This is a genomic window from Celeribacter neptunius (genome assembly GCF_900113955.1).
GTDB classification, from domain to species: domain Bacteria; phylum Pseudomonadota; class Alphaproteobacteria; order Rhodobacterales; family Rhodobacteraceae; genus Celeribacter; species Celeribacter neptunius.
Genome location: NZ_FORH01000009.1, coordinates 171,286 through 187,972, shown reverse-complemented (window position 1 = coordinate 187,972; position 16,687 = coordinate 171,286). Strand labels below are relative to the sequence as shown.

Annotated in this window: 18 protein-coding genes; 7 read left to right on the top strand and 11 right to left on the bottom strand. The window is 61.9% G+C overall.

Annotated features, from left to right (window positions below; translation table 11 throughout):
• Positions 1–180: 180 nt before the first annotated feature.
• From tuf to BM151_RS19655, 5 genes are all read right to left on the bottom strand, one after another.
• Positions 181–1,356, bottom strand: coding sequence for an elongation factor Tu (gene tuf, locus BM151_RS19675; protein WP_090062893.1), 1,176 nt, complete (start codon positions 1,354–1,356; stop codon positions 181–183).
• 91 nt (positions 1,357–1,447) lie between these two features.
• Complete coding sequence (locus BM151_RS19670) at positions 1,448–2,089, bottom strand: hypothetical protein (RefSeq protein ID WP_090062892.1); 642 nt, start codon at positions 2,087–2,089, stop codon at positions 1,448–1,450.
• 148 nt (positions 2,090–2,237) lie between these two features.
• Positions 2,238–3,419 carry a M48 family metallopeptidase gene (locus BM151_RS19665; RefSeq protein ID WP_090062890.1) on the bottom strand — a complete coding sequence of 394 codons (1,182 nt, stop codon included), beginning with the start codon at positions 3,417–3,419 and terminating at the stop codon, positions 2,238–2,240.
• Positions 3,416–4,687 carry a DUF898 family protein gene (locus BM151_RS19660; RefSeq protein WP_177213234.1) on the bottom strand — a complete coding sequence of 424 codons (1,272 nt, stop codon included), beginning with the start codon at positions 4,685–4,687 and terminating at the stop codon, positions 3,416–3,418. The genes BM151_RS19665 and BM151_RS19660 overlap by 4 nt, the downstream gene beginning before the upstream one ends.
• 72 nt (positions 4,688–4,759) lie before the next feature.
• The gene (locus BM151_RS19655; RefSeq protein WP_090062886.1) at positions 4,760–7,135 is read right to left on the bottom strand and encodes a DNA topoisomerase IV subunit A; all 2,376 of its coding nucleotides are present in this window, start codon (positions 7,133–7,135) and stop codon (positions 4,760–4,762) included.
• Positions 7,136–7,306: 171 nt separating this feature from the next.
• Between BM151_RS19655 and BM151_RS19650 the strand changes: the two genes are divergently transcribed.
• The 6 genes from BM151_RS19650 (at position 7,307) to BM151_RS19625 (ending at position 11,594) form a co-directional block, all read left to right on the top strand.
• Complete coding sequence (locus tag BM151_RS19650; RefSeq protein ID WP_177213233.1) at positions 7,307–7,903, top strand: SH3 domain-containing protein; 597 nt, start codon at positions 7,307–7,309, stop codon at positions 7,901–7,903.
• Between the two features lie 121 nt (positions 7,904–8,024).
• The gene (locus BM151_RS19645) at positions 8,025–8,873 is read left to right on the top strand and encodes an SDR family NAD(P)-dependent oxidoreductase (RefSeq protein ID WP_090062880.1); all 849 of its coding nucleotides are present in this window, start codon (positions 8,025–8,027) and stop codon (positions 8,871–8,873) included.
• A gap of 96 nt (positions 8,874–8,969) precedes the next feature.
• The gene (locus tag BM151_RS19640) at positions 8,970–9,173 is read left to right on the top strand and encodes a twin transmembrane helix small protein (protein WP_090062877.1); all 204 of its coding nucleotides are present in this window, start codon (positions 8,970–8,972) and stop codon (positions 9,171–9,173) included.
• A gap of 1 nt (position 9,174) precedes the next feature.
• Complete coding sequence (locus tag BM151_RS19635) at positions 9,175–9,753, top strand: cob(I)yrinic acid a,c-diamide adenosyltransferase (RefSeq protein WP_090062874.1); 579 nt, start codon at positions 9,175–9,177, stop codon at positions 9,751–9,753.
• A 168-nt stretch (positions 9,754–9,921) separates the two neighbouring features.
• Positions 9,922–10,674: an electron transfer flavoprotein subunit beta/FixA family protein gene (locus BM151_RS19630; RefSeq protein WP_090062871.1), complete on the top strand. Its 753-nt coding sequence runs from the start codon at positions 9,922–9,924 to the stop codon at positions 10,672–10,674.
• Positions 10,674–11,594 carry an electron transfer flavoprotein subunit alpha/FixB family protein gene (locus BM151_RS19625; RefSeq protein WP_090062868.1) on the top strand — a complete coding sequence of 307 codons (921 nt, stop codon included), beginning with the start codon at positions 10,674–10,676 and terminating at the stop codon, positions 11,592–11,594. The genes BM151_RS19630 and BM151_RS19625 overlap by 1 nt, the downstream gene beginning before the upstream one ends.
• Before the next feature lie 72 nt (positions 11,595–11,666).
• Here BM151_RS19625 and BM151_RS19620 read toward each other — a convergent pair whose 3' ends face one another.
• Positions 11,667–12,494 carry a DUF6473 family protein gene (locus BM151_RS19620; RefSeq protein WP_090062866.1) on the bottom strand — a complete coding sequence of 276 codons (828 nt, stop codon included), beginning with the start codon at positions 12,492–12,494 and terminating at the stop codon, positions 11,667–11,669.
• Between the two features lie 177 nt (positions 12,495–12,671).
• On the opposite strand from BM151_RS19620, the gene BM151_RS19615 reads away from it, so the two are divergent.
• On the top strand, positions 12,672–13,547 hold the full coding sequence (locus tag BM151_RS19615; protein ID WP_090062863.1) for a 3-hydroxybutyryl-CoA dehydrogenase: 876 nt from the start codon (positions 12,672–12,674) through the stop codon (positions 13,545–13,547).
• A gap of 120 nt (positions 13,548–13,667) precedes the next feature.
• Here the strand turns inward: BM151_RS19615 and BM151_RS19610 are convergent, their stop codons facing one another.
• The 5 genes from BM151_RS19610 to BM151_RS19590 form a co-directional block, all read right to left on the bottom strand.
• Positions 13,668–14,570: a lysophospholipid acyltransferase family protein gene (locus tag BM151_RS19610; RefSeq protein ID WP_143093133.1), complete on the bottom strand. Its 903-nt coding sequence runs from the start codon at positions 14,568–14,570 to the stop codon at positions 13,668–13,670.
• Between the two features lies 1 nt (position 14,571).
• Positions 14,572–14,847, bottom strand: coding sequence for an HPr family phosphocarrier protein (locus BM151_RS19605; protein ID WP_090062860.1), 276 nt, complete (start codon positions 14,845–14,847; stop codon positions 14,572–14,574).
• 89 nt (positions 14,848–14,936) lie between these two features.
• The gene (locus BM151_RS19600; protein ID WP_090062857.1) at positions 14,937–15,329 is read right to left on the bottom strand and encodes a PTS sugar transporter subunit IIA; all 393 of its coding nucleotides are present in this window, start codon (positions 15,327–15,329) and stop codon (positions 14,937–14,939) included.
• 14 nt (positions 15,330–15,343) lie between these two features.
• Positions 15,344–16,231, bottom strand: coding sequence for an RNase adapter RapZ (gene rapZ / locus BM151_RS19595; protein WP_090062854.1), 888 nt, complete (start codon positions 16,229–16,231; stop codon positions 15,344–15,346).
• Positions 16,232–16,245: 14 nt separating this feature from the next.
• Entirely contained in the window at positions 16,246–16,686 is a 441-nt protein-coding gene (locus BM151_RS19590; protein WP_090062852.1) for an HPr kinase/phosphorylase, read from the bottom strand.
• Between the last annotated feature and the right edge of the window lies 1 nt (position 16,687).

Here is a 16,687-nt window from a genome sequence, read left to right as displayed (position 1 = left end):
CGATCATCCGATCCCAAACAAAAAGGGCGCTCCACGGAGCGCCCTTTTCTATTCTCAAATCAGCGAGAGATCACTCGATGATTTTGGAGACATGTTTGTCTGTGCGTCTCGGGATCATCGCTTTCAACGCAAAAGAGGCGCCCGCAGGCGCCTCTTTCGTTTGAATATTCGCGAAGCGAATTACTCGATGATTTTGGACACAACGCCCGAACCGACGGTGCGGCCGCCTTCGCGGATGGCGAATCGCAGACCTTCTTCCATCGCGATCGGTGCGATCAGCTCGGCCGACAGTTTCAGGTTGTCGCCCGGCATCACCATCTCCGTGCCTTCCGGCAGAATGCAGGTGCCGGTGACGTCGGTGGTGCGGAAGTAGAACTGCGGACGGTAGTTCGCGAAGAACGGCGTGTGACGGCCACCTTCTTCTTTGGTGAGGATGTAGACCTCTGCCTCGAATTTGGTGTGCGGCTTCACGGAACCCGGCTTACACAGAACCTGACCACGCTCGACGCCTTCACGGTCCACACCGCGCAGCAGCGCGCCGATGTTGTCGCCGGCTTCACCGCGATCGAGCAGTTTGCGGAACATTTCAACACCGGTACAGGTGGTTTTCGTGGTGTCTTTGATACCAACGATTTCGATCTCGTCGCCCACGTTGATCACGCCGCGCTCAACACGACCGGTCACAACGGTACCACGACCCGAGATCGAGAACACGTCTTCGATCGGCATCAGGAACGGCTGGTCGATCGCACGCTCGGGCTCCGGGATGTAGGCGTCGACAGCTTCCATCAGCTCACGGATCTTGTTCTCGCCAATCTCCGGGTCACGGCCTTCCATAGCGGCCAGAGCGGACCCCGCGATGATCGGAATATCGTCGCCCGGGAAGTCGTACTCGGAGAGCAGTTCGCGGATTTCCATTTCGACGAGCTCCAGGAGCTCTTCGTCGTCGACCTGGTCAACCTTGTTCATGAACACGACCAGAGCCGGCACGCCAACCTGACGGGCAAGCAGGATATGCTCACGGGTCTGCGGCATCGGGCCGTCAGCCGCGTTCACAACCAGGATACCGCCGTCCATCTGGGCCGCACCGGTGATCATGTTTTTCACGTAGTCAGCGTGACCGGGGCAGTCAACGTGGGCGTAGTGACGGTTCTCGGTCTCGTACTCGACGTGGGCCGTCGAAATGGTGATGCCGCGGGCTTTCTCTTCCGGTGCGCCGTCGATCTGGTCGTAGGCTTTGAAGTCACCGAAGTATTTGGTGATCGCTGCGGTCAGCGTGGTTTTACCGTGGTCAACGTGACCGATCGTGCCGATGTTCACGTGCGGTTTGGAACGCTCAAACTTTTCCTTAGCCATATCGAGGCGCCTCTTGGATTGAAGGGGCCTGCATGCGGCCCGAAATTAACATCGCGGGCTAGGTAGTGGCTTCGAGCAGGAAAATCAAGCGTCAGTTGCTATTTGAGGCCGCTTGTGTGGCCTCCGGAGCAAGAACTTCCAGTGCCGCGCGCGCCTCATCCGCATCCGAGCTTTCCGGGGCGATCGGTTCGACCCCGAACCACTGGCCGTTTTCCTGCAGCCAACGCTCGACTTTCAGGGCTGCGTTGCGCGACAGGATCGCCAATTGTTCCTCTTTGGTGCGGGTCAGACCTGACCCGATCAGCGTCTCGCCCGAGAGCTTCTCGAACACGGTGAGGAGCTTCGGCTTCTCGGTCAGTTTCAACTCTTGCGAATCGTCCCAGACATTGACCGAGAGCACCAGCACGGATTTCGGCGTGAACAGCACCGGAACGCCCGGCATCGCGAGCCCGTAGGCATCGACCTTGATGCCGATATGATAGAGCTTGTCGCCGTCATAGCGTCCGAGCCGCGCCTGCATCGCGGCCTTGAGCGCCGTCTCGATTTCTTCCTCTGAGGCCGTGCGCGAAAACGGCGCTTTCTGGGCATCCTTCGCGATCACGACATTATAGCCATAGGAGAAATCCCCGAGATTGGCCAAAGCCGTCTCCTCTGTCACCTCCTGGGCGTCTCCACAGGCGGTCAGCGCCAACAGGGAAAGCGCGATGAACATGCGGCGCGGAACTGATAACATGAGACCCTCCTCGGCTTCGGTCACACAGGGGTAGCGGCAAATTCGCCGCGAGGCAATGTTCCCTCCAGGCTTCCCGCTGAGGTCCCCCCCAACCACTGTCATGACCATCGTCACGCCCTCGCTCTGCGTCACGCCCCGAGCCGCACATCTAGTCGCAGATATGTTGCAACCGGAACCATTCGAGCGCCGAGAGCACCGGCGCACTCGCCGCCGCGTCAAAGCTGTCTGCCGCCGCATGCGCCCGATCGACCCGGTCGCCGAGCTTCGGGTGCGAGGCGAGATGCGAGGCAAGCCCCTCGGCGTCGCCATATTCCGCTTTCAGCCGCTCGAACAGGGGCGCCAGCGCCCCCGGCGAGATCCCGGCTTTCGGCAAGAGCGCATGGGCATAACTGTCGGCCGCGCTCTCGGCCTCCTGGCTATATTGCGCATTGACCAGCTGGTTGACCCCCAGAAGCACCACCGTGCCACCGGCAAAATCGCCGAACACCAGCGACAGCACGCCAAAGGTGCCGACCCCGCGCAGCGCGTGCCGGGTCGGGTCGCGATGGGCGACATGGCCGATCTCATGGGCGATCACCGCAGCGACCTCCTCGGGCGCCTCGGCGGCATCGATCAGCCCGCGCATCACCACGATCCGCCCACCGGGCAATGCGAAAGCGTTGATCATGTCCAGATCGAGCACGGTGAGCCGCACCGCCTCCGCATCGAGATCGGAGGCCCCGAGCAGCCGGTCCCGCATGGCCACCAGAGCCGCCTCTCCCTGCTCTGCCCGACATTCCTGCAGCGGCAAGAATTGGCTGTCGGAAAAGCTCTGGCGGATCTGCTCATAGGTCTTGTCGCCCAGCGCCCGCTCGCCCTCGACCGGCAATCTCAACGCCAGTTGATCGGAAATGGTCGGGATCAGCACGAAGATGATCAAGGCAATCGAGGCCACCGCCCCGCCGATCAGCGCCATCAACCGACCACGTCCGGAGACCGGCGGCCGCCGCGACAGGTTCGGCGCCTGCGCCCTGATTTCATTGAGCAGGATGCCATCTCGCACATAGAGCCGCGCATGTGGCGACATGGCATTGGTGAAAATCCCCATCGGCGCCTTGCCCCAGGACAATTTCCGATGGCCTTCGACATGGCGCAGATGCGACAGCGGCCAGGCCAAGCGGACATAGGTCCCGGTCTCATCCGGGTAATTCAGGGCAAGCAGCCCCTCGGCAGCGCGCAGCTCGGCAAAGACCTCATGACGCTTGGCGGTCTGGCCATCGACGAATTCGCAACGCACCCCCTCCGGGGTGGCGGCCCAGGGGCTGGGCTGTGTCGTCGCTGAAACGCTCATATCGCCGCCCCCAGATCGAAAGCCTCGGCCATGCCCTCTGCCCCACCGGCCTCATCGCGATCCCGCTGCCGGATCCCGACCAGATGTTCGCCGCCGGTGATCGACAGGGTGCTGGCGTAATGCCGCCATGTCGGAAACAGCACGAAACATTGCCGGAAGACACCGAAGAACAACAGCGTGGCAAGATAGAGAAACAGCGCGAAACCCGTGGCCATTTCCGGTGACGGCACCGCGCCGTCGACATCATTGAGCCGGCCTTCGTTCAGCGCCCCCATGGCAGAGAAGCCGAGGTCAGAAAGGCCGGGATAGACCACGACCAGAAGCAGCGACAAAATGGCCCCGGTGGCCAGGCTCGCCAGCAGGGTGAAAATATTGGTCAGGATATAGCCGCCGATGGTGATGCCCAGCACCCGCGGGAAGGACAGGTTGGAGATCAGACCGATCTGACCCGCCGTCTTGTGATTGGCGAGGTAGCGCAGGGCGACGATGCGATAACGGGCGTAGAAGAAGAACAGCGGCAGCGTCATGAATGCAATGATCCCGATCAGCTTCGCCAGTGTCAGTGCATCCGCGGCAGGCAGGCCGGAACCATCCACCGCCTCGTCCGTCTTCAGTGTCGCCGCATAGGCGGTCATGCCAAGGATCAGCCACAGGCAGGCCAGGGCTGGCAGGAAGCTTTTCAACAGCCCGGCCCATTTGCCGCCCTGATGCAGCCGCTGATCACCGAAAAACGTCCGATCGGTGCGGAATTTTTCGAGCTTGAAGGTCATCCGCGGCCACAAGAGCCCGAGCGTGACCAGCGTCAAAAGCCATTGCCCCACGGCGTAGAGCGCATAGCGCCCTGCCGCCGGCTCCAGCGCGAAACGGATGCCGCGCCAACGGGTCCGGGCATAGACATAGCGTTTGGCCCGGTAAGAGGCGAAATACACCAGCGGCACGGCAATGAGCGCCGCGATCAGATAGGCCTCATACTCCTCGCTGAACATCGCATAGGAGGCATAGACCAGCACCAGCGCCAACACCCCGATCAGAAGCGCCAGGATCACCAGCGCAATCAAGAAACCGGTGAATTTCTCGATCCCCTTGCCGACATATTCCAGCGGCGTGCGATCCGGTCGCACGGCAGCCCAGAAATGCTGCCTCAGCCGTGTCTTCATCCAGAAGCGGTAAAACCCGAATGTCACCACCGAGAGCACGGAGGTCCAGAGCGACAGGCGCAAGAGCGGCCCGAGCCGCCCTTCGAACTCCGTTTTCAACAATTGCGCCATAAATTCGGCCTCACTCAAATATCAAATATTGGCTGTCTCAAATCATCGCCTGCCGAACCATCGGTCGATCTGTCAGCTGAACTTGTTGTCCCTCGGGAAGCCATGCGGCGGCTGTTTTCCGACACCCGCGCGCTTGCCGAGCCATTGACCCATGTCTTTCTCGCTCCGCGTATTGCCGCCGCCCATGGTCCAGCTCAGCCCCTCTTCCCACGCGAATGTGGTCAGATCGGACAGCCCGCCATCGAGCTCGAGCATGCCCTGCGCGCCGCGCGCCTGATTGTATTTCTGCAGCCGGACGCCCTTGCCCCGGGCCATTTCCGGCACTTCGGAGAGCGGGAAGACAAGGAAACGGCGGTTCTGCGACACCACGGCGACATGATCGCCACGGATACGATGCGCGATCACGGCTTTTTCCTCATCCTTGACGTTCAGGACCTGTTTGCCCGACCGGGTCTGGGCGACCACGTCACTCTCGGCGATCTGGAATCCGTTGCCGGCATTGGAGGCGACCAGCAGCTTGCCCTCGGGATCGTGTTTGAAAATGTCGACAATCTCCACCTCATTCGGGAGATCGACCATCAGCCGCACCGGCTCGCCCATGCCACGCCCGCCCGGCAGATTGGCCGCCGAGAGCGTGTAGAACCGCCCGTTCGACCCCATGACAATGAGCCGGTCGGTGGTTTCGGCATGGAAGACGAAGCGTGGCCCGTCGCCATCCTTGAACTTCAACTCGCGGGTCAGGTCGATATGACCCGACATGGCGCGGATCCAGCCCATTTGCGAACAGACCACGGTGATCGGCTCGCGCTCGATCATCGCCTCCAACGGCACGTCCTCGACCTCGGTGGCTTCGGCGAATTGCGACAGGCGCGCCCCGCGCGCACCGTAATCCTTGCCGAATTTCTTCTTGGTCTCTTTCAGCTCGTCCGAGATCCGCAGCCACTGCAGCTCTTCCGAGCCCAGAAGCTCGACCAGCCCCGCCTTTTCCGCCAGAAGCGCGTCGCGCTCTTTCACCAGCTCGATCTCTTCGAGGCGGCGCAAGCTGCGCAGGCGCATGTTGAGAATGGCTTCGGCCTGCACCTCGGTCAGCTCGCCCTGCCCCTCGGGGGCGGGCAGCGGGCTGACATAATCAGCCTCCGTCATGGCACGCGGCACATCCCGGCCCCAGACCTCCGCCATCAGCGCGGTTTTCGGATCATCGTCATAGCGGATGATGTCGATCACCCGGTCGAGGTTCAAAAACGCGATGATGAAACCTTCGAGCACCTCGAGACGGTGATCGATCTTTTCCAGACGGTGTTGCGAGCGGCGTTGCAACACCACACGGCGATGATCGAGCCAAGCGCGCAACACCTCTTTGAGCGAACAGACCTTGGGCGTCAGCCCGTCGATCAGCACGTTCATATTGAGCGAGAAGCGCGTCTCAAGATCCGAATTGCGGAACAGCGTGTTCATCAACACATCCGGATCGACGTTTTTCGACTTCGGCTCGAGGATCACGCGGATGTCCTCAGCGCTTTCATCGCGCACATCGGCCAGAATGGGAACTTTCTTGGTCTGGATCAGCTCGGCAAGCTTCTCGATCAGCTTCGATTTGGCGACCTGATAGGGGATCTCGGTGACTACGACCTGCCATTGGCCACGACCCAGATCCTCGACCTGCCATTTCGCCCGCACCCGGAAGGACCCGCGGCCGGTGGCATAGGTCTTGGCCATGCTCTCGCGCGGCTCGACAATGACGCCACCCGTCGGGAAATCGGGACCTTTGACATAATTGAGCAGAGTCTCGTCGCGCACATCCGGCGTCTTGATCATATGCAGCGAGGCGTCGATCAGCTCGGCAATGTTATGCGGCGGAATATTCGTCGCCATGCCCACGGCAATCCCCGACGAGCCATTGGCCAGAAGGTTCGGGAAGGCGGCGGGCAGAACCTCGGGTTCGCGCAGCGTGCCGTCATAGTTGTCGCGGTAATCGACCGCATCCTCGTTCAGCCCTTCGAGTAAAGCCTCGGCGGCAATCGTCATCCGCGCTTCCGTGTAGCGCGAGGCCGCCGGGTTGTCGCCGTCGATGTTGCCGAAGTTGCCCTGACCGTCGACCAGCGGATACCGGACGTTGAAATCCTGCGCCAGACGCGCCATCGCGTCGTAAATCGCGGCATCGCCATGCGGGTGATAATTGCCCATCACGTCGCCGGAGATCTTCGCGGATTTCCGGAAGCCGCCGTTCGACGACAGGCGCAGCTCACGCATGGCGTAGAGGATGCGCCGATGCACCGGTTTCAACCCGTCACGCGCGTCGGGCAGCGCCCGGTGCATGATGGTCGAAAGCGCATATTGCAAATAGCGTTCGCCAATGGCGCGGCGCAAAGGCTCGAAGCTCTCGCCCAGCGGAGCGCCGCCGTTTTCCGGCTCTTGGTTTTCAGGGTCTTGGGTCAAATCACTGCTCATGCTTTGATGAATAGCCGCCCCATGAGCCACCGGCAAGCGGCTCTCGCCCCAAGCGTTGCGCCCAGCGGCTCCTCAATCTCCCCAGGGGTGCATTTTTATTCGGTTTTCCCCGTCATTTCGTCACGAATCGACTATAATAAAGGCAGTAACGAGACGAGTCGGGGGTGTGTTATGCTGCGATTGATCGCATTGTCTATGCTTGGCCTGTGGGCCACGTTGATGGTCTTCGGAGGCGATCTGTCGCCCGAGGAACGGGCCGCTCTGGACGCCCGACGCGCCGATCGCACCTCGCTTGTGGCGGCGCTCTCCGACAGTTTGGGCACCGCATTTGGCAGCGACAGCCACCGCCAGGGCGCCTATGTCCCGACCCTGGCCGAGCTGAAGTCGCCTACCGGCGTGCCGCAAACATCCGCACCGCAGACAACGCCCTCGGCTCAGATCCATCTGGCCAGCGCGACGGTCCCGCAAAGCACATCGACGAACACTGTGGCGACCACATCCGTCACCCATCCCGACAAGCTCGCGGCGGCGATGATCCCCACCCAACAGCCCGAAACCAAGGCAATGATCCTGCGCGAAGTCACCGCCTCGCGCGTAAATGTCCGCTCCGGCCCGTCAACCGCCAATCCGGTGATGGGTCAGGTCGTGCATCAGGAGATTGTCCGCGTCCTGTCGCCGGTCGAAAACGGCTGGGTGAAAATCTCGGTCGAGGGGGATGGGGTCGAAGGCTATATGGCCGCCAAATTCCTCACCGAGGTCAGCCAATGACCTGAGGCGGAAGATCAACCTGCCGGTCACGACATCGCGACCCCGCATCGCATCAAGGCGGATTCCCTCGCCGCCCGCCATGCGCTAAGCCTTTCCCGTCACAATCGGGAAAGGCTTTTTCATGCGCTCCATCCTCATCACCGGCTGCTCGAGCGGCATCGGCCATCATGCGGCCCATGCGCTCCATGACAGGGGCTGGCGCGTCTTTGCCACCTGCCGTCAGGACAAGGATGCCGAGCGGCTGCGCGCGGAAGGGCTCGAGAGCTTTCGCCTCGACTATGAGGACCCCGCCTCAATCGAGAGCGCCTTTGACGAGGTGATGACCCGCACCGGCGGCACGCTCGATGCGCTGTTCAACAACGGTGCCTATGCCATCCCGGCGGCGGTCGAGGACCTGCCGGTCGCGGCACTACGCCAGAATTTCGAAGCCAATTTCTTCGGCTGGCACGATCTCACCCGGCGCGTCATCCCGGTGATGCGCAAGCAGGGTGAAAACGGTATGGGCCGCGGCCACATCGTGCAATGTTCCTCGGTTCTGGGTCTGGTCGCCATGCGCTGGCGCGGCAGTTACAATTCCACCAAATTCGCCCTTGAGGGGCTGACCGACACGCTGCGGCTCGAGATGCGCGGCACCGGCATTCATATCTGTACCATCGAGCCGGGCCCGATCGGCACCGCCTTTCGCCTCAACGCCCGCAAGCAATTCGACAAGTGGATCGACTGGCAAAGCTCGCCCCGGGTCGAACTCTATCGCGACTCCCTGGTGCCGCGGCTCTACAAGGCGGCGGAAAGCTCCGAGCCCGATCCCTTCGAACTCGGCCCCGAGGCCGTCACTGCAAAGCTGATCCGTGCGCTCGACTCGCAGCGCCCGCGCGCGCATTATTACGTCACCACCCCGACCTATGTCTCGGGCATCGGTCGCCGTCTGCTGCCGCAGCGCATGCTCGACTGGCTGGCGGCAAAGGCCTGATGCACCCGCGCCACCGGTGCTGCCGCGACAACTGGCGGCTTGGGCCACGCGCCCAAACACGGTATAGCGGGGAAAACATGCCTGAAGGAACCGCACATGTCCGATCCGTTCTTCTATGCCATCGGCGCCGCCTGCCTGCTCGTCCTTGTCATCCTCGCGCTTGGCATCGGCCAATTCGGACGCGGCGGTGAGGAAGGGGCGAAACGCTCCAACAAGCTCATGCAATACCGGATTCTCGCCCAGCTCGGCGCGGTGATCCTGGTGGTGATTTTCGTCGCGCTTCGCAAATCGGGGAACTGACATGGTTGTTCTGAACAAGATCTACACCCGCACCGGCGACGCTGGCGAGACCTCGCTCTCCGACATGTCCCGCACCCCGAAACACGCCACACGGGTCGAGGCTTACGGCACGGTCGATGAACTCAACGCCACGCTCGGCCTGGCCCGGGTCCATGCCACGGGGGATGTCGACGCGGCGCTGTCGCGCATTCAGAACGACCTGTTCGATCTCGGCGCCGACCTGTCGCGCCCGAACATGGAGAAAGACGATGAGGCGGGCTACCCGGTGCTGCGCACCGTGCCCGCGCAGATCGAACGGCTGGAAACGGAAATCGACGCGATGACCTCTGTCCTCGAGCCGCTCAAGAGCTTCATCCTGCCCGCCGGTACGCCTCTGGCGGCGCATCTGCATATGGGGCGCACCGTGGCGCGCCGCGCCGAACGCCTGGCGGTTCAACTCAATGCCGAAGAGGCCGGAGACGCCAACCCCGCCGCGATCAAATATCTCAACCGCCTCTCGGATTGGCTCTTCTGCGCCGCGCGCATGGCCAATGACAGCGGCAAAGCAGATGTGCTCTGGGTCCCCGGCGCCAATCGGTGAAGCATATTTCCCCCGATGCTGCCGCATCTGTTCTGGGAAACGTGACGTCTTTGCGTCACAGTCGCGCGAATTGGGGCTGTTTTCTGCGCCCGCAAACGGCTAATAAAATTGCCGGAGAGCTTGTTTGCCGCCGCGTTTCGGCGGCACAGTCAAAGGGAGATACCGCCAATGAAGGTTTTGGTGCCTGTCAAACGGGTGATCGACTACAACGTGAAGGTCAAGGTAAAGGCCGATGGCACGGGTGTTGATCTCGCGAATGTAAAGATGTCGATGAACCCGTTCGACGAGATTTCGGTCGAAGAGGCCATTCGCCTGAAAGAGGCCGGTGTGGCCTCCGAGGTGGTTGTGGTGTCGATCGGCGAGAAGAAGTCCACGGACACGATCCGCAACGCTCTGGCCATGGGGGCCGACCGCGGCATTCTGGTGACCGAGGATCAAGGCGTCGACATCGAACCGCTGGCCGTGGCGAAGATCCTCGCCAAGGTGGTCGAGGAAGAAGCCCCCGAGCTGGTCATCCTCGGCAAGCAGGCGATCGACAATGACATGAACGCCACCGGCCAGATGCTGGCGGCACTTCTGGGCTGGGGTCAGGCGACCTTTGCTTCCGAAGTGAAGATCGAAGAGGGCAAGGCCGTGGTGACCCGTGAGGTCGACGGCGGTCTGCAGACGATTTCCGTCAACCTGCCGGCGATCGTGACCACCGACCTGCGTCTCAACGAGCCGCGCTATGCCTCGCTGCCGAACATCATGAAGGCGAAAAAGAAGCCGCTGGACGAGAAGACCGCCGCGGATTACGGCGTCGACACCACGCCGCGCCTCAATGTGGTGACCACCGAGGAGCCCGCCGGCCGCGAAGCCGGCATCAAGGTCGGCTCGGTCGACGAACTGATTGCGAAACTCAAAGAGGGAGGTCTCGTCTGATGGCTGTTCTTTGTCTTGCTGAAACAGCAAACGGCACGCTCGCGCTCGACGCCACCGCCAAAGCCGTCTCTGCCGGCGCCAAGCTCGGCGATGTGACGCTTCTGGTCTGCGGCCCGGCCGCCGCCGGGGATGAGGCCGCAAAGATTGCCGGCGTCGCCAAGGTGCTCGTCGCCGAGGATGCCGCCTATGCCAATGGTCTGGCGGAAAACATCGCGGATCTGATCGTGTCTCTGGCGGGGGATTATGCCCATATCATCGCGCCGGCCACCACCACCGGCAAGAACGTGCTGCCGCGCGTCGCAGCGCTTCTCGATGTGATGGTGATCTCGGATGTGATCGAAGTTGTCGACGGTGACACGTTCAAACGCCCGGTCTATGCCGGCAACGCGGTTCAGACGGTGAAATCCACCGATGCCACGAAAGTCATCTCCTTCCGCACCTCGACCTTTGACGCCGCCGCCGACGGTGGCTCTGCCGCGGTCGAATCTGTCGCCGGCGCCGGGGACAAGGGGCTCTCCGCCTTTGTCGAGGACAAGGTGGTCGAAAGCGACCGTCCGGAACTGACCTCGGCCAAGGTGATCGTCTCCGGCGGTCGTGGTGTCGGCTCGGAAGAGAGCTTCGCCATCATCGAAGCGCTGGCCGACAAGCTGGGCGCCGCCGTCGGGGCCTCGCGCGCCGCGGTCGACTCGGGTTTTGCCCCGAATGACCAGCAGGTCGGCCAGACCGGCAAGGTCGTCGCCCCCGAGCTTTACATCGCCTGCGGCATCTCCGGTGCGATCCAGCACCTCGCCGGCATGAAGGACTCGAAAGTGATCGTCGCGATCAACAAGGACGAAGAAGCGCCGATTTTCCAGGTCGCGGACTTCGGCCTCGTCGCCGACCTCTTCGACGCCGTGCCCGAGCTCACCTCGAAGCTCTGAGCTCGAGCGGGCACCGCCAGAAACACCAAAGGCCCGCCAAATTGGCGGGCCTTGCGCTGTCCGGCTTACCCTTCAGAGAAATCGGGCAAGCGCATCCTGAAGCTCTGTCGCGGCCTGCGAATGGGCGATGGGACCCAGCATCTCGCGCGCGGCAGGCGCGTCGAGATCGGAATAGACCATCAGCTTGTAGCCCTGTTCGATGTCCTGACGTGTCGGCACCACTTCGACCACAGCCTTCACCAGCGGACGGATCTCGTCGATCATGTCGCGATTGACGAACAGCGGATCCGTGGCGATTGCATTGCAGGCCTCTTCGTCATCCGGCGAATGATCGGAAAGCCACAACAGCACCACATCGCCGTGCAACTTGCCCGCCATGGTCCGCATCCGGGCGACCCAGGCATCGCGCAGCTCCTGGCGCACCATCACGAATTTCTCGTCAGAGGTCGACTGCAGCGTCTGCAACAGATGGCGGGTGAAATTGAAATCGGTGAAATCGATCTCACGATAGATCGTGCGCAGCAAGGTCGAAGCGCGCAGGAACCGGTCATTGCGGCGCGGATGCACGGCGTAGAACCGGTTCGACATGTTCTGAGCCCCGGAGATCTGCAGCACGGTGGTTTTCGCCTTGTTGCAAATATCGAGCACGGTCTCATCGTTCAGATAGACATCGACACCGGCGTTGACACAGCCCAGGTTGATGGTCTCCATGCCCAGCCCCGCCTCGACCAGATCGGGAAACGGAACCTCGACATATTTGCCATAGGTCTCGGTGCCGCCGAGGAACGCGATATAGGGCGCGTCCAGCTCCTTTTGCGGCCCGCGGAACAGCAGTTTCGATTTGCCGTAGCGGCACGGAAGATAATTAAGCGAGCCTTCGCCCATATTCTGATAAGCCATGTGTCCACCCACTGGTTCTATATTTTCACCCGGAACCAAGATTCGCAGAGACAGGTTGCGAAATCGCTAAACGGCCAATTTTCAGACAAGTTTACAGGTCAGCGGTGCTGCCTTGCCTCTTGAACCCGACGCGCGCGCGCGTACACTCGGCGCAAACCGATCCAAGGAGAATGCGGGATGGACATCAAGAAAGTCGGCGTTGTCGGCGCCGGTCAGATGGGCAACGGGATCGCGCATGTGTTCGCGCTGGCGGGCTATGAGGTGATCATCAACGACATCTCGCAAGAGGCGCTCGACAAGGCCATCGAGACGATCACCCGCAACCTCGACCGTCAGCTCTCGCGGGAGAAAATCACCGCTGATGACCGCGACGGCGCACTTGCACGGATCTCGACGACACTGAAGCTCGAAGAGCTCGGCCAGACCGATCTGGTGATCGAGGCCGCGACCGAGCGCGAGGACGTCAAGAACGCCATTTTCGAGCGGCTTCTGCCGCATCTGAAACCGGAAACGATCCTGACCTCCAACACCTCCTCGATCTCGATCACCCGGCTTGCCTCACGCACCGACCGGCCGGAGAAATTCATGGGATTCCACTTCATGAACCCGGTGCCGGTGATGCAGCTGGTGGAGCTGATCCGCGGCATCGCCACCGATGAAGCGACCTACAAGACGCTTCTGGGCGTGGTTGAAACCCTGGGCAAAACCGCCGCCTCGGCCGAGGATTTCCCGGCCTTCATCGTCAACCGCATCCTGATGCCGATGATCAACGAAGCGGTCTATACGCTCTACGAGGGCGTCGGTTCAGTGAAATCCATCGACGAGTCGATGAAGCTCGGCGCGAACCATCCGATGGGGCCGCTGGAGCTTGCCGATTTCATCGGACTCGACACTTGCCTGGCGATCATGAACGTGTTGCACGACGGGCTGGCGGATACCAAATACCGCCCCTGCCCGCTTCTGACCAAATATGTCGAGGCCGGCTGGCTCGGGCGAAAAACCCAGCGCGGCTTCTACGATTATCGTGGCGAGACCCCGGTGCCGACGCGCTAAGATTGCCACCGCGATCCGAACACGCGAAAGGGGCCCCATGGCCCCTTTTTCCTGTCGGCTTTGCGTCGGCTATGCGTCGGACATCTGTCGGGCAGGCGCAGCGCCACAAGAGCGGCTGGTTCAGTCGGTCCGGCCGCCAAGCGCCAGCGTGTGCGAGCGCATCCAATCCATGAATTCGCGGGTCTTCGATTGCCAGGGCTCCAGATCCTGAGGCGTCAAAGGATCGCCAATGATCGGGGCCTGCGGCTTGTCCAGCGCATGGGCGATCTCATGCAGCAAAAGCCCCTGGCGGACACTGTCGGAGATCTTGTCGGCAATCTGGAACAGACGCGTGTTGCGGCCCGGGAAATAGATCGGCAGTACGGTGGCCCCGGATTTCAGCACCATCTTGGCGGTGAACGGGTTCCACGGTTTTTCCTTCACCGGCCCGAACCAATTGTCCGACACCGCGACGGCGCCCGCCGGGAACAGGATGATCACGCCACCGGCCTTCAGCGTCGCCATGGCCTCGTTGCGCATCTTGATCGACTCGCGATGGCTGTCGGGCTCATGCGGAAACGGCACGGGCAGCATGAACGGATCGATCTCGCGAATGCCGGTCAGAAGCGAGCGGGTCAGGATTTTGTAATCCGTGCGCACCTGGCCGATCAGCTCGGCCATCACCAGACCATCGACCAGACCGTGCGGGTGGTTCGCGACCACGACGAGCGGGCCGGTTGCCGGGATTTTCGCCACTTGCTCGGCGGGCGTCTTGACCTCGACCCCCATGACCTCGAGCGCCTGGCGGAAAAACGGCTGCCCCATCGGCGTACCGAGCCGTTCAAAACGGCGGATCCGGCGCAACAGCGGCAGCTTGCCGGTGACCCATTCGATCGAGCGGATGATGGCGACTTTCGACGGATCGGAAAATGTCCCGGCATAGGACAGACGCCGGGCGTCATATTTCACGAAATCCTCGTCACCGGGTTTCGGGGCGGGAATGTCCGTCGCTTGGTCCTGCCCATGCTCTTGCGGGTGAGACACTTTACATATCCTCGCCAAATCTGTCCTTGATCAGGGCTTCGAGCGCATCGGCCAATGCCTCTGCCTCCGGCCCTTTCGTGGTAACGTCAATAGTCGTTCCCTTGGAGGCTGCCAACATCAAAAGCCCCATAATACTATCGCCAGAAGTGCTCATGCCGTCCTTGGAAACCTCCGCCGAAGCGTCGAATTCCTCGACCATTTCCACGAATTTTGCCGATGCACGCGCATGCAACCCTTTGACGTTCACGATTTCATGTGTCCGCATCACCGACCCCATTGCTCTTCCCTCAGTGTTTTATCTTGCGACACGCCCCGCGCCGTCCCCGCCCATGCTCCTCCATGGGCGCGACCGCGGGAATGCCCGGCTCAATGGCCATGGACATCGAAACTGTCGATATATTTGCGACCGGCATCAAGCGCGTTCCCGACCGCCTCCGCAACCGGTTTATGGCGCGACTTGGCGAGTTTGATCAACATCGGCAGGTTCGCGCCATAGATGATCTTGCGATCGTCCCGGTGACAGGCCATCAGCGACAGGTTCGACGGGCTGCCACCGAACATGTCGGTGACGACCACGACCCCGTCGCCGGTGTCGACATCATCCGCCGCGATGCAGATCTCGCGCTGCTTGCGCGAGCGGTCGTGATCCGGCTCAATGGCGATCGCCTCGACCCCCTTTTGCTTGCCCACGACATGTTCCACGGCTGCAAGGTATTCCTTGGCCAATCCACCATGCGCGACAATCACGATTCCGATCACGCCAGCTTCCCCGATCAGTTGCCGCCTTGGCGGCGTTCAAGTTCCCTATGCCTTATTGACACCTGCCAATTATGTTCTGCAAGGGCTTTGGACAGAATTTCGGCCAAAGTGACGGAGCGGTGTTGCCCGCCGGTACAGCCGAATGCGATGGACAGGTGTTTCTTGCCCTCTTCCTTGTAGGCGGGCAAGAGCAGAAGCGTCAGCTCCAGCACCTTTTGAAAGAAGCCCTCAAACCGCGGATCTTGGCGGACATAGTCCTGTACCGCCTGATCCATGCCGTTGAGCGCCCGCAGCCGCGCGTCCCAATAGGGATTGGCCAGGAAACGCACATCGAACACCATGTCGACACCGCGCGGCATGCCACGCTTGTAGGAAAAGCTGTGTACCGAAAGCGCCATATCGGCCTCGCGCCCCTCGGCGAACCAGCGTTCGATTTCCTCGCGCAACTGATGCGGCGTCATCTCGGAGGTGTCGATCAGGATATCGGCACGGGCCCGGACCGGCAACAGCAGATCCAATTCCCGCGCCACCCCGTCCTGTGCCGTCTCGGCCGGTGCCAGCGGGTGACGCCGCCGGGTTTCCGAATAGCGCCGGATCAGCACCTCGGGGGCGCAATCGAGATAGAGCACCTCGGCATCGTGATCGGGATCGCGGGTCAGATCGTCGATCACCTCGATCAGCCCGTTGACGGAGAAATCGCGGTTGCGCACATCGAGCCCCAGGGCCAGCGGCCGGGTCACGACACCGCCTTCGAGAAGGCGCGGCAGGATCGACATCGGCAGGTTGTCGATCACCTCATAGCCGAGATCCTCAAGCGCGTTGATCGCGGTCGAGCGCCCGGCCCCCGAAGGACCGGTGACCAGAACCACACGCTTGCGGCTCTTCGATTGCGGAAGAATCATCGTCTCGTGAGGACTCACGCGCAGCGGCCTCCTTTGAGCCATTGGATCAGCGCCGGGGCGAATTGCGGACCATTGACCCTGAAAATCAGGGGAATCGCGACCCCGATGAGAGCCTTTTCCCGCACCGGAGGCAAGCGCTCCTCCTCGGTTTGTGATAAATCGACAACGGCGCTGATGCGGCAATGCGACAGCGCCTCGGCGGACAAAAGCCCGAGCCCACGCGCCTCGATCATGCCCGCGATACTGTCCGGTGCGCTGGCGATCAGCGCACCGCCCTGCCGACGCAAATCCGTGCGATCATCGGCCACGAGCCGCGCGCCATAGCCCATGAGGCTCAGCGCCAGCGTGGATTTGCCCGCGCCCGAGGGTCCGAGGATCAACAGCCCTGCGCCCTCATCGAGGGCAACGCAGGAGGCATGCAGATTGAGCGTCTCCGAACCACCGTGCCCGGCCATG

What these genes read in the sequence shown, in the direction of transcription:
- tuf (WP_090062893.1), bottom strand. Translation starts at nt 1,356, where the DNA reads ATGGCTAAGGAAAAGTTTGAGCGTTCCAAACCGCACGTGAACATCGGC.
- BM151_RS19670 (WP_090062892.1), bottom strand. Translation starts at nt 2,089, where the DNA reads ATGTTATCAGTTCCGCGCCGCATGTTCATCGCGCTTTCCCTGTTGGCG.
- BM151_RS19665 (WP_090062890.1), bottom strand. Translation starts at nt 3,419, where the DNA reads ATGAGCGTTTCAGCGACGACACAGCCCAGCCCCTGGGCCGCCACCCCG.
- BM151_RS19660 (WP_177213234.1), bottom strand. Translation starts at nt 4,687, where the DNA reads ATGGCGCAATTGTTGAAAACGGAGTTCGAAGGGCGGCTCGGGCCGCTC.
- BM151_RS19655 (WP_090062886.1), bottom strand. Translation starts at nt 7,135, where the DNA reads ATGAGCAGTGATTTGACCCAAGACCCTGAAAACCAAGAGCCGGAAAAC.
- BM151_RS19650 (WP_177213233.1), top strand. Translation starts at nt 7,307, where the DNA reads ATGCTGCGATTGATCGCATTGTCTATGCTTGGCCTGTGGGCCACGTTG.
- BM151_RS19645 (WP_090062880.1), top strand. Translation starts at nt 8,025, where the DNA reads ATGCGCTCCATCCTCATCACCGGCTGCTCGAGCGGCATCGGCCATCAT.
- BM151_RS19640 (WP_090062877.1), top strand. Translation starts at nt 8,970, where the DNA reads ATGTCCGATCCGTTCTTCTATGCCATCGGCGCCGCCTGCCTGCTCGTC.
- BM151_RS19635 (WP_090062874.1), top strand. Translation starts at nt 9,175, where the DNA reads ATGGTTGTTCTGAACAAGATCTACACCCGCACCGGCGACGCTGGCGAG.
- BM151_RS19630 (WP_090062871.1), top strand. Translation starts at nt 9,922, where the DNA reads ATGAAGGTTTTGGTGCCTGTCAAACGGGTGATCGACTACAACGTGAAG.
- BM151_RS19625 (WP_090062868.1), top strand. Translation starts at nt 10,674, where the DNA reads ATGGCTGTTCTTTGTCTTGCTGAAACAGCAAACGGCACGCTCGCGCTC.
- BM151_RS19620 (WP_090062866.1), bottom strand. Translation starts at nt 12,494, where the DNA reads ATGGCTTATCAGAATATGGGCGAAGGCTCGCTTAATTATCTTCCGTGC.
- BM151_RS19615 (WP_090062863.1), top strand. Translation starts at nt 12,672, where the DNA reads ATGGACATCAAGAAAGTCGGCGTTGTCGGCGCCGGTCAGATGGGCAAC.
- BM151_RS19605 (WP_090062860.1), bottom strand. Translation starts at nt 14,847, where the DNA reads ATGGGGTCGGTGATGCGGACACATGAAATCGTGAACGTCAAAGGGTTG.
- rapZ (WP_090062854.1), bottom strand. Translation starts at nt 16,231, where the DNA reads ATGATTCTTCCGCAATCGAAGAGCCGCAAGCGTGTGGTTCTGGTCACC.
- BM151_RS19590 (WP_090062852.1), bottom strand. Translation starts at nt 16,686, where the DNA reads ATGGCCGGGCACGGTGGTTCGGAGACGCTCAATCTGCATGCCTCCTGC.